Below are 17,962 nucleotides of genomic sequence, written 5' to 3'. Positions count from 1 at the left end.
TTTGGCAATAATCATAAAAAGTTTACAAGGAAGAGGTTACCCGCTTAGTACAAAAACAACCTTAACCCAAAAAATATCCGAAGAAGGAACATTAGAATTCGATATCATTGAAAACCCAAGCAACTATGATCTATTAAATAGCATAACAAAAATGTGGACGGTTACAAGAGTTGGTGGGACGAATGATATTAGAGAATATCGGATTGTAATGTTAGACAAATCTTCTATAGGACAGGTGCAAACATTACATGTCAAAGCTAAAGAGCGTGAAATTGATGATTTAAGCATACAACGTATTTATGAAACCTATTCCGGCAGCTTTACTGGCAAAAAGTATTTTGACATGGTCTTTCACAAAAGTGGTTATAAATATAAATTGAAAGATAAAGTGAACGCTAGTAGCTTTGAAAACGTAGGCGAAGGTGATACACGTTTGGAGTTGTTCAAAAAAGGATTGGATCGTTACACATTAGAATATGAATATGACGAAAAAACAAAAACATTCACGTTACAAACCTCGATTGGTAATAACGCTAAATACTTTATTGATAGTAGAGTGAATGCAAATAACATAAAGATAGAAGAAGATGCGACACAAGCTTATACGTATATTAAAGGATACGGCGATTATGAGGATGATGGCGGATATAGTACAGCAGGATTAATTATGGAATACACACATCCTCTAGCTAATGTATTAGGCAAGAGAGAAGCACCACCAGTAATGGATGGACAAGTTAAAAAACAAAAGACAATGGACGCTATGTTGAAATCAACTATAAACGAAAGCATTAAAACGTCATTGTCTTTAGATTTCGTAACATTGCCAGAACATTATAAAGAAGCTGAACCTAAACCAGGAGATATTGTTAGAGTTAGAGATAATTTAACTGGATTAAATGATGATGCGAGAATAGTGGAAGTTAAAACTGAACGAGATCCATTCGGGAAAATCACCAAACAGGAAGTTGTGTTTGGTGATTTTAGGTTACGCGAAAAATACATGAAGAACTTAAATAATGCAGCTAAGTATGTAAATGGATTAGGTGGTTTAAACACTTCTAACGCTACTAAAAACAGTAGATTAACATCTGAAAAAATCGGTGCTAATTCAAAAGCAACAGCCAATATTATAGATAGCACTTCATCATTGAATTTTAATATGAATGGTATTTCAACAAAAGGCGGTAAAGGCGGTGTTGCATTAAATAAAGATGGATTATATGTAAATACAGGCATAGATGGTAAAGAGCCATTGTTAATAGCGGATGAAAATGGTTTGAATACGAAAGCTATACCAAAAGCAACAACTACTACTGATGGTCTTATGAGTTCAGAAGACAAAAAGAAATTAGAAAACATAAAAATAGACAGTTTAGTTATGAAAGGAACAGATGGTAAGAATTACAAAATCACTATAGATAATAGTGAAATGAAGATTGCGGAGGTATAACATGGCGTTTAGTTTAATTAAAAAACTTCATTCAATATTTGGGCGTAAATTTGTTAATCAAGTTGAAAGCAATTTTGAAGATATAGAAAAATACGTAGAGGATAATGAGAATTATAAAAATTACCATAATAAAGAACAGAAAAAAGCTCATGATACCACTCAAATTCTTCATAAAATGGTGGATGGTTTAGAAACCACTACATCGGATGAATTAAAGTATCAAAGACAACAAATTGAAGAAATTGTTTTGGGTAGAAATGGAAACGGGATAAACGAATTAAAAGCTGCCCGTACATCTATGGATGCTAAAGGATTCGGAGACCTTAGTAATAGGTTATATCATGATTTCTTAAATGAAAAGAACCAACGAGAAGCTGCAGACAAAGAATTGAAATCAAAAATCGAAAGGATAGTTAATGTAGATGATTTTGGCGCTGACCCAACCGGACAAAAAGATAGTTCAGCAGCGTTTGAAAAAGCATTTGGTAATGGTGGCGTTATGGTTACACTATCAGCTGGAACATATTTACTTGATAAAGGTTTAAAACTTCCTAACTATACACGGTTAGTAGGACAAGGACAAGATATTTCGACTATCAAGTTATCAACTAAAGCGCCAAGAGAAACCATTGCATTAACTAACTTGAAAATGAGTGGAGAAGCAAGATGTATTAGTATAGAAGATTTAGCGGTAAATGGAAATAAAAAAGAAAGATTTCCTGGGAAAACTACAACAGGCGCTGGAGCTTCTTATGATTATGAAACACCAAGTGGTGGGAGTTTATCAAGTAATATAAGATATGCGGGCGTTAAGAAAGCTTTTGTTAAAAATGTTAAATCTTATGACGCGATGTTACACGGTATTGATATAACTTATGCTAGTGATCCTTACTATAACGAAGGTGACGGGAAACGTGTACCTATAGCATTGGAAAGTATGTATATCTGGATTGAAAATTGCGAGACATATGGATTTGGTGACGATGGGGTTACCACTCATCATTCAAGATTTATTGTTATCGATAATTGTTACTCTCACGACCCAAAAAATTTCCACGGTAACGCAAATGGATTTGAAATAGATGACGGGTCACAATACGTATTTATGAATAACAATATTTCATACAAATGTTACGGTGGATTAGAAATAAAAGCTCATGGTGATAGTTCTGCGGCTGCAGGTGTGTTAGTTAATAATCATATGAGTATTAAAGATTGTCGTTCATTTAACCCAAGACATATTGGACATCATAGAGCAGCAAGTGATGACAAATCATTAACTGCTAAAAATGTGGTTTTAAATAACTGTATTTCTTTATTCCCATACGCTAATAATGTTTATCCAGGTTATACGCCTAGAGCGTTAGTTATTTCTGCTTACAATAACATTACTGTAAACAACTTTATTGCGGTAGGTGATGACAACTTCCCAAGTGGCGTACCTGCAATTGCGATTCAATTCATGTGCAGCAACGTAACGTTGAACAATATATCTGTAAATGGATTCAGAAATGCATTAGCAGATGTTAAGGTATTTGGTGGTACAAATAAAGGGCATAACATTACTTTAAACAATATCAACACTTATCAAAGTAGTAATCATATAGGTATTGCCGGTGGGTCTCAAGTCAAAGGAATGAAAATTATCGGCGGCAATTTAAAAGGTAATGGCACAGGAAACGGGATTGAATTATATAATAATTTAGTTGAAATTATTGGCGTTAGTGCCGATGGGTATGCGAATGCTGCTTATATCGCTAAAGAAAAATATAAAGTTGTACCGACATCACTTAAAGGTGGATTTAGCGCAGGTTCTACAGGTTCTGCTGCTATTTCTGAACAAAGTGCAGTTATTGCTTCAACAGGCGAATCACGTGCTTACGATTCAAGAAGTTATGTGTTAGGTTCTGGTGTCAGTTCGAAAGCTCGAGGTTCACGTTCTAGTGTTCAAAACTCACTGCAATCAGAAACATCAGCAGGTGGTCATACTCAAATGGTACTAAATAGTAACCGAGTGAAAGCTACGAAAAACTATCATATAGTTGGTGGGTATGCTAGCAGTGGTGGACCTTCTGAAAAGAATATTAAATTTGATTTAAGTACCTATAGTGGAAACATGACTTTAAGTGGGAAGTTAACACAAGATAATGCTGATATCGCGGAATTAATGGAAAGTCAGAGTGGAGAAGCAATTGAAATGGGCATGATTGTAGCTTTAGATGGAGATAAAATAAGAAAGGCACAACAAGGAGATTTCCCAATTGGAGTAATATCTGGAACAGCCTCATTAGTATCAAATGATAAATCTTTCCATCACAAAGACAGATATTTGAAAGACGAATATGGTGTAACTATGACAGAATCAAAAGAAGTTTCATATATGGATGATGATGGAGTAATACAATCAGAAATACGAGATGTTCCAATAGAAAATCCAGATTATGATCCTGACTTAGTTTATGAACCTCGTTCAGAACGACCAGAATGGAATGTCGTCGGTATGCTAGGACAAATTTTTACTAATGTAGAAAAAGACGTTGTTGTTGGAGATTTTGTAAGTGGTCGTGCTGGTATAGGTTACAAAGACTATGATAATGGTAGAGGAATAGTGATGGCTATTACGACACCATATACTGAAGAACGTGGCCATGCAATCGCGTTAGTACTGTGGGGGGTTAGATAATGGAATTAGAAAAAGTAGTGAATATAGATTTAGATAAACAACCAATTGATACTGCAATCAGTAATAAAAATATAGCATTTTACAATTTAGATAAAAATACTGCTAAGTTCCAATTCTTAGTAACTAATAGGAAGCGTCCCTTACTGGTCTCTAAAGAGAATGTGAAAGGGTACGCTTTTTTTAAATCTTCAAATGGTTCTACGTCTGGTGTCCTAGAATTAGAATTCTTGCAACCTTTAAAAGGTGTTTTAGGTGTTACGTTACCTAATTACTTTTTAAAAGCTTCTACTGATTCAATGGTTTACGGGGAATTGTATTTGTCGCTTAATGATGCTAGTGGAAGTGGTCAAGATGACACAGTAGTTTTAGGAAGATTTTCATTTAGTGTTAAAGATGCGTTGGTTAATAAAATAGAAAGCGATATAAAAGTTAGATATATTAGAATGTTTGATGATTTAAACGATGAAATTAAAGAAAAAATCCAATCTTTAAAAACTGATGTTGAAAATATTAACGAAATTGTAGAAAGTGTTCAAGATGTAGGGGAACAAGCTAACACTACAATAACAAAAACTAAAAATGATGGAATAACCGAAATAAACACAGTAACTACTTCATCTATCTCTTATATTCAAACTACTAGAGATAGCGCATTAAATGATTTGATAGCAAAAGAAAGTGATGTAAGTAGTGCTTACGACGTTGCTTTAAGTAAGTTTAATGTTAATGCAGAAGATGTTACGACAGAATTTAATAAAACTACATCTGGAGCTAATCAAGTTATAGACGATAAAATGACTGAATTCAATGACAATCTAGCTAAGAATAATTTTGTGACAAATGAAAATTTAACTCAAACTCTAGATGGTATGAATTGGCAGAAATACAAATTAACAGAAAGTAATGGTGGCGCTGTTTATTTATCTTTTGAAGATAAAACAGAAGCAGATTTATTAGCTTTAGATGTTGGATTGTACTATGTGATCCGTATAACAATTGATGCCCCGGTATCATCTAGTAGTGGTTTTGTAAAAGTAATCAAACGTTCAGATGATGTAGTAAAACATATAGAATTCCGTCCGTATAATAGTACAGAAATATGGCAAAATCGTTTTTATGATACGTGGGGCGGTTGGCAACGCATAGATAGTAACACATCTGATACAGATTGGATTTTATTAGACTTTATTAATGGAGCTGTTGTTAATAACGCTAAAATCGATGGAGATGACACCGGATTTGTTTCAGCATATAGAATCATGGAAGATAAAGGAGTAAAAAAACTATTATTACGCTTAAATGGATCTAATATTCAACCTGGACAAATCATCGCTCAAATACCAAGTGGAACAGTTCCTTCTCAACAAAAAGGTTTTTTATCTACTGCAAATGAAAATGGTTTTGCCATAGCTACTGTAAGAACAAACGGTCAAATCAATATTAATATACCAGTTCCTAATATAGCTAATTGGAAAGTAACTCAAACTAATTGGATATATGGTCAATTAGAATTCACTATATAAAAGAGAGTGATTAAATGAAAATAGTTTATTTATGGAAAAGCGGGAATCCCGTAATCGTTTATAAAAACGAGGATAATGAATATATTTATCCGAAAGAGAAGTACACAGAAATCAAGCCGCCTACTGGTATATATCAACCTTTCTATTTTGATGGTAACCAATGGATTGGAAATACAAGAAGTTCATGGCAACAAATGTTATAGATTACTTACCTCAACGCGATGCGTTGGGGTTTTTTAGTGAGGTGTTTTAATGGCGTTACCAAAAGATAGAAAACCTAGAGCGAGTGAAGTAGTTTCTTGGGCCAAAAGTAGAATAGGAAAACGATTAGATGTGGACGGTTGGTATGGTTCGCAATGTTGGGATTTACCTAACTATTTGTTAAAGAGGTATTGGGGATTTACTACACCAGGTAATGCAATTGCAATGGGGTGGTATAACTATCCAAAAGGATTTAAGAAATATAATAACACGCCTAATTTTGTACCTAAGCCAGGGGATATCGTGGTTTGGGGAACGGGTTCATTTAATAATGGTGTAGGTCATGTAGCCATTGTTGTGGGTCCATCAACAAAAACATATTTTACTAGTATAGACCAGAATTGGAGAAACTCAAATAGCTATTCTGGTTCACCTGCTTCAAAGGAAAAACACTCATATAATGGTATATCTAAGTTTGTTAGACCTGCATATTTTCCAGAGAAAAAAGATAATGATGGTAAAGAAGAAAATATAGAACCTAAACCTACACCAGAAGATGAAAAGAAGAAAATTGAAAAGAAAAAGCCGAAATACGTTAATAAAAAAGTTACTAAAATTCAATACACTTCATTTAATGAAGAAGATGATACTTTTGACGAGTTAACACAATATGTAGCACCTGGTGATAGTAGGACAGAAAAACCAAAAGGTATTTATGTTAAGGAAAGTTCTGATTTTAGAGATACCCAAGAAATTTATAGACAAAGGAATAAATATTTATCTGTAAATGAATACCCTCATGCATATGTAGATAGAGAGCTTGCATGGCACTGTAGACACACTTCAACGATTGTACCATCTAATCCAGATTACATTGTATTAGAAGTTTGTGGCGCAAATACAGAAAATAAACGAGGTTATTTATTAAACCAATTGAGGGCTGTTATATATGGTATTCAAATGTTGAATTGGAATGACTTAGAATTATCCGAAAAAGTTTTGAAAGTCGATGATAATATTTGGCGAGCTATGAAAGATGCAACTGGTTATGACATGATTATGAATGGTAAACCATCTCAAGAAGAATATAACAAATTACGAGATAAACTTATCGAATACTATAATAAACGAGAAGAAATATTCAAAGAAACGATTACAACAACAAAAACTACCACAGTAATTAAAGTTAAGAACCCTAAATACAATGAAAGTTCTAGTACCAACAATACTTCTAGTAGTAAATCTAATTCTAGCAATACTACTAATAAACCAAAATCATCAACACCTAAAATAACGAATTCTAAAAGCAAATACACATTTAGTCAGGCATTATCTAAGCAAATGGCGGTTAATCCGCAAATATCAAATGGATATTACTGGTATAGCGCAAGTCGTACTCAAACTAGCAGTGCTATGAACCCTAAAACTATTTGGAATAGTAGTGTGCAAAGATATCAAATGCTTAACCTTGGTAAGTATCAAGGTATTTCTATTAGTAAATTGAACAAAATTCTTAAAGGCAAAGGAACTTTATCTGGACAAGGTAAAGCTTTCGCAGAAGGATGTAAAAAGCATGATATTAATGAAATATACCTTATCGCTCACGCTTTATTAGAAAGTGGAAATGGAACAAGTAACTATGCGAGTGGTCGATATGGTATGTATAACTTCTTTGGGATTGGGGCTTATGACAGTAATCCTGATTACGCGATTACTTATGCCAAAAATCAAGGTTGGACATCGCCTGCTAAAGCTATCATTGGCGGTGCTAAGTTTGTTAGAAAAGACTTTATTGGGGTAGGTCAGAATACGTTATATAGAATGCGTTGGAATCCTAAAAAACCGGCAACACACCAATACGCAACGGATATTCGTTGGTGCCAACACCAAGCAACTACTATATCTAACCTTTATAAAAAAGTAGGGGCAAAAGGCCTTTATTATGTTAGAGATACTTATAAATAATTCGGAGGTTTTTATATGATATATAAACACAAGGACGTATCCGCTAATATCAATAGTGATGATATTAATATCGGTGATATAGGGGGAGCATTTTACACAGAGGACGAAAATACCGCAGTATTGAATATCAATATTGAATTCAATAATAAACCATATGATTTAACAACGACTGATATGGTTCCAGTATTAGATCTGTTTTGTGCGGATGGTTCTATATTTATGAAAGAAAATGTTGAAATACTAAGTCCTGAAAATGGCATGCTTCAATATCTTATTTCAAAGAATGTTATTAAACATGTTGGAAGTGTTAAAGCTAAATTATTCCTTGAAAATAGTACTAGCAGTGTACATGTTTCTAATTTCTCATTTACTATCTATGATAGTGGCGTAGAAGACGCAGTAGAAAAAGAAATCAAAGTTACATTAGTAGAAGATAGTGTCAGAAAAATAATGAAAGAAAATGCCTTGGGATTATTAGATGAAACCTTTCTTGAAAAGGTTGAAACTGATTTAAAAAACTATACCCTAACAAACAGTGAGCTGTTTAAAGGTGAAAAAGGGGATAAAGGAGACATTGGTCCTGTAGGACCAATTGGACCACAAGGTGAAGATGGTCCTATAGGTGCGACCGGCCCACAAGGTCCTATAGGATTACAAGGTCCACAAGGAGAAACAGGGGCCACAGGAAAGACAGGCCCTGCCGGACCTATAGGAGCAACTGGCCCGCAAGGTATTCAAGGACCGAAAGGTGAAAAAGGAGATATAGGCGAAACAGGTCCACAAGGTCCTGCGGGTAAAGATGGGGTAACACCAGATACTACAAATTGGCAAAAGTATAAACTTACTTTAGATGATGGCGGTTCTCAAGTAGTTTCTTTAGCCAACAATATTGATTCCTTGCATAACTTAAAACCTGGAAGTTACTACACTACTAGTACGCCTATTACAACGGGAAATGGAAATGCAACTTCTTCAGCAGGATTCACTAAAGTTTCTACTCGATCTGATGGAACAGTCAAACATATTACTTTCTCCCCTTTTAATTCATCACAATTATTTGTTAAAAGATTTTATCAAACATGGAGTGATTGGGAATTAGTTACAAGCATTGATACGGGATGGATTGATATACCGTTATTAAATGGCGTAGTTCCTTGGAATGCAGAACAAAAGCCTAAATATAAGTTGTTATCAATTGGCAATACAAAAATACTAGCATTAAAAGGCGCGGTAACTAATGTTGATAAATTTGGTGTAGTTCTAGGAACTTTACCAACCAACGTATCAAATTTAATAGATCAACCACTGCAATATACAAAGCCTGCGGCTACTAAATTAGATATATTCCCAACGAATAGATTAGCTGTAGGTAAAGATGGAAACATTTATTTCTATGGTTCTTCTATAGACGCTAGATACATTACAGCAAGTGATTGGTTGCCAATCAACGAAACTTTCATTTTGTAGGAGGGTGAAAATGAAAATTATATACAATAAAGCAAATGGACAAAGTACGCTATTATTTTCAGATGATGATTTGTATGACAAAGAAAAATATACAGAAATCAAACCGAATAATGAGTTGTATCAACCAATAAAATTCATTGATGGTGAATGGGTTGGAACACCTAAGGATGTTTGGGAAAAAGAAATGGAATCACAGCAACCTACGCCACAAGCATTAGAACAAGATTTAATTAATGCACAGATATTGTTTGAAAACGCACAATTGAAATCTGTGATTGATCAATTACAAAAAGATGTATCTCAACTAACATTACAGATTGCGGAGGGAACCAAATGACAAAAGAATTCAAAAAAGAATTAATTACAAGATATTGGAATTTCCACTTATATACAATTGAACAAATGAAAACATTTGTTAATAATGATTGGATTTCACCAGAATATTTTACCGAATTAACTGGTGAAGATTACACAGAACCTCAAGCATAAGCTTGGGGTTTTTATTTTGGAATAAGTAGGTGACAGAGTGAGTAGTGAAGGAAATCAAGATATTGAGCGTCGCGTCGGTATTTTGGAAGATAAAGACAGATATAACGACAAACGCTTAAGAAATATAGAAAACACAATGAAAGAAGATAGAAAAGAAATCAATGAGTCTATAGAAAAACTTCATAACTCATTAAAAGAAATTGAAAAAGGTCAACATACACAAGAAATAACTAATGTGAAAATGAATTACACATTAGATTCAATCAACCGAGAACGTGAAATTGAAAAGGAAAATCGAGAAGAAAATAAAAAGCAATTCCAACAACTTAAGTGGTTAATCATTGGGACTATTTTCTCCATACTTGGTTCTTTAATATGGACATCTATTAAGATGTTGGTCGGTTGGTAACTTTGAAAGGGGTGATTATAATGCTTAACTTCTTAAATGAAACGTTAGTTTTCGGCGCAAGTTTTTGGGAATGTTTTTGGTTCGGAAAATGTAAATAATTAAATTCTAAAGGTCGGCGCATAGCGTCGGCTTTTTATTTTGGAGGTTAAATTATGAAAATGACAATCGGTGCAGCAGCAAGATTTATCGTATTAATTTTAGCATTAATTAATCAATGGTTAGCGACTAAAAATATCAGTCCTATACCAGTAGATGAAGATGGCATCAGTTCAATTTTATTAACTATCGTAGCGCTATATACAGCTTATAAAGATAATCCAGTGACTAAAGAAGGTCATCAAGCAAATATTGAAATGAAACAAAAGAAACTCGATAAAAAGCAAGGGGCAAATGGGAAAGCACCTATCGACATACAAGATAACGAAGGCCAAATTTAAGGGAGTGTTTAAATGACTGTAAATAAAACTAAAGCGCAGGCAATAGCTTATATGAAATCCCTTAAAGGAAAAGGTTGGGATTTTGATAAAGCATTTGGATGGCAATGTTTTGATCTAAGTAACATGCAGTGGAACTATTTAACCGGTGGTAAGTTATATGGTTATTATGCTAAGGACATACCTTTTGAAAACAATTTTAACGGTTTAGCAATTGTCTATAAAAATACGCCATCCTTTTTACCAGAAGTTGGAGATATATTTGTAATGGATGGTAAATATGGCGGTGGTGCTGGACATACTGGTATTGTTTGGAGCGCTAACTTAAACACTTTCGTAGGGTTAGAACAAAATTGGTATGGGGGAGGAAGATATAAAACAGAGGTAGCTCAACTTGTCACTCACACTTATGATATGAATATGTATTTCATTCGACCATATTATAAAGCTAAAGCAAGCGTATTATCTAAAGCTAAAGATAAAGTTACTAAACCTAGCACATCTAAATCAAAAGGTAAGAAAATTTTAATTGCAGCAGGCCATGGATATAATGATCCTGGAGCAGTAGGGAACGGCACAAATGAACGTGATTTTATTCGTAAATATATTGCACCTAATATTCAAAAGTATTTAAAACAAGCTGGTCACACAGTAGATTTATACGGTGGCAGTAAGCAAGACCAAAACTTATTTGTTGATACACAATATGGTGAACGTCTTGGAGATACTAAAAATTATGGCATATACTGGGTGAAACAACAGAAATATGATGTAGTAGTTGAGTTACATCTTGATGCAGCAGGCGTAAGTGCAACAGGTGGACATGTTATCATATCTAATCAATGGCCAGCAGATAGTATCGACAAAAACATTAACAATGCATTAAAAGCTACTGTTGGCACAATTAGAGATATTGACCCAAGAAACGATTTGTTAAATGCAAATGTAGCTGGTAGGTTAAATGTAAACTATAGACTAGTTGAAATGGGATTCATTACAAATAAAAACGATATGAAATATCTCAAAAAGAATTACGATACATTCAGCAAAGAGCTGGCAGGGGCTATCAATGGTAAACCGATAACTGGTACAGCAGCAGGTAAAAAGCAAATTACGTGGCATTGGAAAGGGCTTTTTACACCAAATACAGCGATTAAGGTACGTCGAAAACCAGGTTTGAAAGGTGCGGTCGTAGACAAAGGTTCATGGTTGTATAACAAAAATGTTTGGGTAGACTTTGACAGTGTAACTAAAAAGGATGGTTATTGGTGGATTAAATTTAAATATCCAACAAACCCAAGTGCAGGTTATTTCTACTGTGCAGTATGTAAGATTAAAGATAAGAAAGAGCGTATTAAACACGAGAAATATTGGGGAAGTATTAAGTGGAAATGATTTTGTTTTTTCAAAATATTTTATTTAAATTTCAAAATAGTATGTTATTATAAGTATATATAAAGATATCCCGTTGCGGATGATTTTTATATAACGGATATAGGCTTCGATATAACAAGCCTCTGCTAATAAGAAATGCTAAAAGTATTTCGCTATTTTCACACTCTCGTTGTAGCTTACGAGAGTGTTTTTTATTATCGTAAATTCAATCTATTAAATAAATGTTTATATAAACAATGAAGGGGTAAAATTAAACTAGCTAAAGTTGATGTTAATATTGTTTTCTTCATAATGCAGACACCTGACCAGTGTCTGCTCTTTTTATGATCTGATATAACTAGATATTGAGGGTGGATGATTTGTGGGGAGTAATAAGTTAGGAAGATAATAATATATTTGCGAAAACTTAAAACTTTTGATACTGTAAAATTACTCTAAATTCATTTGGAGTATCCCTTTGTGTTTATTTATTAGAGGCGCTTCGGCGCCTTATTTGTTAATTTATAAATATTTACAAGTAATTTGTTTTCAGGAAATAGAATTTAAATTTACATTAATTGCATTTTATTATATAATAATTTTGCACGCCTTAAGGTGTTGCGGATAGAGTAGGTCTTGTATATGCCTTAGGGCGTGACCAGACAAACTCTCAGATAAACCACTCTTCGGAGTGGTTTTTTTATGTTTATATTGATAATAAAGGGGTAAAATCAAACTAACTAAAGTTGTTGTTAATATTGTTTTCTTCATAATGCAGGCACCTGACCAGTGTCTGCTCTTTTTATTATCTAATATAACTAGATATTGCACTGTATAGGGTGGATAATTTATGCAGAGATATTAAATAAAATTAGTGTTGTAAAATGATTTTATGTTTGATACAATTTAAACGTCTATTTTTCTCCCAAAATAAATAGACAAAAACTCGGCAAAGATCTATCTTTTCTGAGTAGGCACATGTCCCGTGCCTGCTCTTTTTTATATTGAATAAAAAGCAAAACTTTGATAATATATTTTTGTCTCTTTCCAGTAGAGACTGACTGACATTGTAATCTAAGTATAACGATCACCTCGTTAGACACTTAAATGGCGCTTCGGCGCCTTTTTTTATTTTATTATTGTAAACGCTTACTAAATGAGTTATAATTTATTTGCACGAAACGCTTATATTATTGTACGCCCACTCTTCGGAGTGGTTTTTTGTTTATAACATATAGAAATAATTTATATTTTTTGATAACATATATACATACTCGCTTTCAATGATGCAGACACATGTCCCGTGTCTGCTCTTTTTATATTGAATATAGATATTTAATTTGGTAAAATAGATAAGCTCTATAAATGAGCACTTCTACTATCATAATTTAATGATTTAACCACTCTTTTGAGTGGCTTTTTTGTTTAATTATAATTTATTGTGGGAAACATAAAATGTAGTGGGTCAACTCCTTTCACACTATATTGAGCAGCTTTCTCTATGGTTGCTCTTTTTTATGCTATGATTAAATCAGATATCATACTACACAGGGTAAGCACTTATGTGCTTTCCCTATTTTTATATAAAAAAAGAGGCGACCGTCGCAACAGTTAACCTCAAATACACTCCGCTTTGCAAAATTCCTATCTTATATATTAAGTAATTAATACTATTGTACAATTTGTATATACAGAACAAAAGATAATATTAAAACTCATCAATTACCACTCACCAACTGGTGGGTGTTTTATTTTATGATCATTGGGTAATATAAGATTGTGGTAGCTCCACTCCTTCTAAAAGTTATGATATAGCAGCCGTTAATTCGGCTGTTTTTTTATGTTTAAATTAAAATATTCAGGGTATTACTTAAATAGCTAATGAAATTTGATAATGTAAAATACACTCTTTTTTTACAGGTGCATAATATGTGCCTGTTTTTATGTTTAAGTATGATAAGAATGGTTATATACTAATAGGGAAGTCAGACCCATTTCTTCCCTACTTAATACTTTATAGTGATTGATCGCCTTTAGCAGCCATTAACTTGGCTGTCTTTTATGTTTATTTTATAAATATTAAGGGTAATGAAAAAGAGGGTCAAATGTCACGGCTTCTGAATAAAATCAATCAACAGTAAGAGATAGGTATGTTACAGACCTATCTCTATTTGTTGTTCTATAAACAATTTAGGTGTGTTACAATATGAATGTGTTCGTTGAGCACAAACCAATCGTATAATAGATGTTATACAGTTACTGCGCATTCTAATAAAAAGGATGCGCTTTTTATGTTTGTTTTTGCAATAAGAGGGTAATTATTTTATATACTCTCATTCAAATTTTTTCTTAATTTAAAAGTTATAATTACAACCGTGTAATAGCGGTTGTTTTTTATGCAAAATATCGTCTAAATGAATTGCGACTTGTTTTGTTTATATTTTCGACGGGTAATATAAGATTATGGAAAATTCCTCGCCTTCCATTAAAATTTATATATTAAGTACAGCCGTTAATTCGGCTGTTTTTATTTACATAAAATTTAATAAATGCTCACACTATATTTACAATTTTAATGTATATTTAAGAAAATATAGATTTGAAGGTAGGGGGTTTATTATGAAATATAAAATTAAAAAAATACTTAGGAAATATGTAGAAAATGGAAAAATCGAAAATGTTTTATATAAAATAAACGGTAAAATAAAAATGAAAAAAGGAAAAGATTATTCAAAATATATAAATAAAATAATGAGAAAATTAAAGAAAATATAGATTGACAAATTTCAGAAGTAAATTTTTATGTTCAAATATTGAAAAATCGTTATTTTAAAAATTTGTAAAGATAGTTGTTTTTTTGTAAATGACCTTTTATAAGCCTAATAAAAATGATAGATTGTAAGTATTGTTTATAAGTGATTAAACAATACGCTTATTTTCTTGTTAATTTTAATATCCTAAACATTTACTACTAGTTAAAAGACAGCTATTAATTCAGCTGTTTTTTAATGTTTAAATATAATGTAAGTGGTTATATATATAGTAGCATGGTAATGGCAATTCCTTATGCAATAGTTTTTCATGATGATAATCCTTTATAGCAGCCATTAATTTGGTTGCTATTTTTATGTTTAAAATATGAAGTATTTGGTAAAATATAAATAGTTCTCTGTATTGATGATGAAGTCTATTATACAACCGTGTAACAGCGGTTGTTTTTTTATTTAAAATTAAACTGCAATCATTTCAATTTTCGATACAAAACTGTATTGAGTAAAGCATATGTTTCTAGTAATATTAAGATGATAAAAGTGAAAGGAATAAAAATCATGAAAATATTTTTTGGGACAATATTTACACTTATATTTATAGGCTTAGCATGTTTTGCAGGATATTTCGCATATAATCTTTACTTTAATGATCACACACAAAGTGATTTTCAGAGTTCGAAAGAGACACAACAAACACAAGGAGAAGAATCATATCAAAATAACGATACTACCACACAATCTAGCCCACAAACGGATAATCAATTAAATGAAACGCCATCACAACAAACTGATGAAGAAACAAGCGAGAAAAACGATTCAATCAAACAAACGTCTCCTAATAAACCAACAGCAGAGCAATCAGTTTATTTGACGGACGCTGAAAAGAATGAACTTCAACAATTACAACTTAAAAAAACTGACGCAATGGAAGGTAAAACTACAATGTCACCTGATGAAAGTGAGCGTCTAAGGGATTTAACTGCAAGATTTGAAGCAATGAAAAGATTGGATAAATATCAATAATGTAAGTAACTCAGATTTTGATATCCCCACTAGTCAAATGATTATAGGGTAGGCACTTATGTGCTTGCTCTGTATTTACGTATGAAATGTTTAAAATACTGTACAAAAAGTATTGTTTATAATATATGATGTAATTAAAGGAGGGATTGCGATGATTAGTATACATGAAGTAGCCAAGTATATTATTGAAAATGGTGAAGATATTACTCCCAAAAAACTACAAAAACTTTCTTATTATGCAGAAGCTTGGTGCAATGCATTATTAAATGAAAAGTTAGTCGATGATACTCATTTTGAAGCGTGGGTTCATGGCCCAGTATCGCCTGAACTTTATCAAGAATATAAAAATTATGGTTGGAATGAAATAAATGAACCAGCAAAAGATGTGGAATATAGTTTTTCTAATAAAGAAAAGGAAATTTTGGATTCTGTTTTAGAAACATATGGACATCTAAGTGGGAATGAACTGGAAGCTATCACTCACGAAGAGGCACCATGGTTGAACCAACGTAAAGGTTTAGGAGAGACCGAATCTTCTAATAATATTATTAGATTTGAAGATATGAAAAATTATTATTGGAGTATTTATAGCGGTGACTAAGTTAACGAAATTAAAAAGTGAACATACTGCAAAAGGTACGAAGTTAACTAATTTGAAAAGCAGAGTTTTTAAATTAGCGATTGGTACAGAATTAGAGCCTAAATATTGTTTTGATACTAATAAACCTAAAGATTTAACGAAAGAATTGCATAATTTCATTAAAGAAACAGTTTATAAAGGACTCACTATTACAGAAGTGGATAACCTTTTTTTGAGAAAAAAGGGGCCAGTAAAAGAGATGAAAAATAATATTGAAATACTTCATTATGGCAAAGATCGTAAACAATTTAGAATACATGGTTTTTATGACGATAAAGGTTATTTTAATATATTAAGATTAGATTTAAATCATAAGTATCATAAATAAAAACTCACCAACTGGTGGGTGTTTTATTAATAAAAAAGATCTAGAAAATAATCTAGATCAATTTTTTTATCATTTATCTTCTTCAGGTATTAAGCCGTGCTCTTTAGCATATTTGTAATTATTTTCTCCTGCTGTATTATGTTCTTGAGGAGGATAAGTTTGTTTTTCCCATTCAGCATATTCATCATCTGTTAAACCATTAGGTGGTTTAGGTGATTGCTGAGTTGCTTGTTCAGTTGCTATCCTATCTCTATCCTCTTGTGTAAGTCCTTCGCTATCATGTTCTTCTGTTTGTTGTGGTGTGTTAGACAATTCATTTGTGCCTTCTTCAGTTTGTTTAGGATAGGTATCTGTGTTGTCATCTTGCGTAGATGTATCTTTTTCCTCCTCATTTGATTTAACCTTACCATTTTTATCTTGACTAGTAATTTTTTCTATCACTTTAGGATTGTTATAAATGTATATCGCAGTTCCTAAAAGTGCGATTAGCAATAGCGTAACTATCGCAAGAAAAAAGTTTTTCATTATTATGTATCTCCTTTTTAGTGTATGTAAATATAAAATATTAAATTTATTATACTTTACGACTCAAGTCTATAGCGCATTTTAATTTAAATTTTTTCATTTACTTATACAATGTCTGTCTATCTTATTCATAAGATGACTTGTTAAATGATCATTATATATACACTTAAAAGCAGGTACTTAAAGTATCTGCTTTTTTATTTGACTAGAACTATTATTTATGTCCGTTTTAAAATTGCGGTAAATATGATAATATACATTTTGTGTGGGAGAAGTTTTAGTCACATATACTTGTTTTCTTTTAAAATTGACATGGTCATCCTTAATATAAAGGATGAGAAGCAGCCGTTAATTCGGCTGTTTTTTTATGTTTTAATAGAGTTATCAGTGGGTATTAGCAAAATAGCTAATGAAATTTGATAATGTAAAATACACTCTTCTAAACAGGTGCATACAATGTGCCTGTTTTCTTATGTTTAAGTATTATGAAAGTGGTTATATATTAAAAGGGAAGTTAGACCCATTTCTTCCCTGATTAATACTTTATAGTGATTGATCGCCTTTAGCAGCCATTAATTTGGTTGCTTTTTTATGTTTATTTTATAAATCTTAAGGGTAATGAGAACAAGTGGCAGATGTCATGACTTCTGAATAAAATCAATCAACAGGAAGAGATA

The 17,962-nt window shown here is 32.3% G+C and carries 16 protein-coding genes; 15 read left to right on the top strand and 1 reads right to left on the bottom strand.

The genetic code is table 11. The annotated features are described in order from the left end of the window. Nucleotide 1: 1 nt before the first annotated feature. The 15 genes from JN168_RS10270 to JN168_RS10200 all read left to right on the top strand — a co-directional run bounded on the left by JN168_RS10270 (nt 2) and on the right by JN168_RS10200 (nt 16,760). A complete protein-coding gene (locus tag JN168_RS10270; protein WP_279525866.1) occupies nt 2-1,453 on the top strand; it encodes a tail tube TT1 domain-containing protein in 1,452 nt (483 codons plus the stop codon). A gap of 1 nt (nt 1,454) precedes the next feature. Further along, nucleotides 1,455-4,136, top strand: coding sequence for a peptidase G2 autoproteolytic cleavage domain-containing protein (locus JN168_RS10265; RefSeq protein ID WP_279525865.1), 2,682 nt, complete (start codon nt 1,455-1,457; stop codon nt 4,134-4,136). Next, entirely contained in the window at nt 4,136-5,659 is a 1,524-nt protein-coding gene (locus JN168_RS10260) for a BppU family phage baseplate upper protein (protein ID WP_119650721.1), read from the top strand. Before JN168_RS10265 ends, JN168_RS10260 begins: the two co-directional genes overlap by 1 nt. Before the next feature lie 14 nt (nt 5,660-5,673). Next, nucleotides 5,674-5,862 carry a hypothetical protein gene (locus JN168_RS10255; RefSeq protein WP_107579300.1) on the top strand — a complete coding sequence of 63 codons (189 nt, stop codon included), beginning with the start codon at nt 5,674-5,676 and terminating at the stop codon, nt 5,860-5,862. A 49-nt stretch (nt 5,863-5,911) separates the two neighbouring features. Beyond that, complete coding sequence (locus JN168_RS10250) at nt 5,912-7,825, top strand: glucosaminidase domain-containing protein (protein ID WP_279525864.1); 1,914 nt, start codon at nt 5,912-5,914, stop codon at nt 7,823-7,825. Between the two features lie 15 nt (nt 7,826-7,840). Next, the gene (locus JN168_RS10245) at nt 7,841-9,292 is read left to right on the top strand and encodes a phage baseplate upper protein (RefSeq protein WP_107579302.1); all 1,452 of its coding nucleotides are present in this window, start codon (nt 7,841-7,843) and stop codon (nt 9,290-9,292) included. 10 nt (nt 9,293-9,302) lie between these two features. Next, on the top strand, nt 9,303-9,629 hold the full coding sequence (locus tag JN168_RS10240) for a hypothetical protein (RefSeq protein ID WP_107579303.1): 327 nt from the start codon (nt 9,303-9,305) through the stop codon (nt 9,627-9,629). Further along, a complete protein-coding gene (locus tag JN168_RS10235) occupies nt 9,626-9,781 on the top strand; it encodes an XkdX family protein (RefSeq protein WP_107579304.1) in 156 nt (51 codons plus the stop codon). The genes JN168_RS10240 and JN168_RS10235 overlap by 4 nt, the downstream gene beginning before the upstream one ends. Before the next feature lie 37 nt (nt 9,782-9,818). Further along, nucleotides 9,819-10,190 (top strand): DUF2951 family protein, encoded by a 372-nt coding sequence (locus tag JN168_RS10230; protein ID WP_232162889.1) that lies wholly within the window; start codon nt 9,819-9,821, stop codon nt 10,188-10,190. 158 nt (nt 10,191-10,348) lie between these two features. After that, nucleotides 10,349-10,627, top strand: coding sequence for a phage holin (locus JN168_RS10225; protein ID WP_229367376.1), 279 nt, complete (start codon nt 10,349-10,351; stop codon nt 10,625-10,627). 12 nt (nt 10,628-10,639) lie between these two features. Beyond that, complete coding sequence (locus JN168_RS10220; protein ID WP_279525863.1) at nt 10,640-12,019, top strand: N-acetylmuramoyl-L-alanine amidase; 1,380 nt, start codon at nt 10,640-10,642, stop codon at nt 12,017-12,019. Nucleotides 12,020-14,617: 2,598 nt separating this feature from the next. Next, nucleotides 14,618-14,773 carry a hypothetical protein gene (locus tag JN168_RS10215; RefSeq protein ID WP_279525862.1) on the top strand — a complete coding sequence of 52 codons (156 nt, stop codon included), beginning with the start codon at nt 14,618-14,620 and terminating at the stop codon, nt 14,771-14,773. Between the two features lie 554 nt (nt 14,774-15,327). Then, complete coding sequence (locus JN168_RS10210) at nt 15,328-15,792, top strand: hypothetical protein (protein ID WP_279525861.1); 465 nt, start codon at nt 15,328-15,330, stop codon at nt 15,790-15,792. Between the two features lie 151 nt (nt 15,793-15,943). After that, the gene (locus tag JN168_RS10205) at nt 15,944-16,393 is read left to right on the top strand and encodes a Panacea domain-containing protein (protein WP_107580413.1); all 450 of its coding nucleotides are present in this window, start codon (nt 15,944-15,946) and stop codon (nt 16,391-16,393) included. Beyond that, nucleotides 16,386-16,760, top strand: coding sequence for an MAG6450 family protein (locus tag JN168_RS10200; RefSeq protein ID WP_107593360.1), 375 nt, complete (start codon nt 16,386-16,388; stop codon nt 16,758-16,760). Before JN168_RS10205 ends, JN168_RS10200 begins: the two co-directional genes overlap by 8 nt. A 69-nt stretch (nt 16,761-16,829) precedes the next feature. On the opposite strand, the gene JN168_RS10195 is transcribed toward JN168_RS10200, so the two are convergent. Continuing rightward, a complete protein-coding gene (locus tag JN168_RS10195) occupies nt 16,830-17,285 on the bottom strand; it encodes a hypothetical protein (RefSeq protein WP_107580436.1) in 456 nt (151 codons plus the stop codon). Between the last annotated feature and the right edge of the window lie 677 nt (nt 17,286-17,962).

The sequence above is a fragment of the Staphylococcus gallinarum genome (assembly GCF_029774255.1).
GTDB classification, from domain to species: Bacteria; Bacillota; Bacilli; order Staphylococcales; family Staphylococcaceae; genus Staphylococcus; species Staphylococcus gallinarum.
Note: the sequence above shows the minus strand (reverse complement) of the source record. Positions and strands in the feature narration are given on the sequence as shown.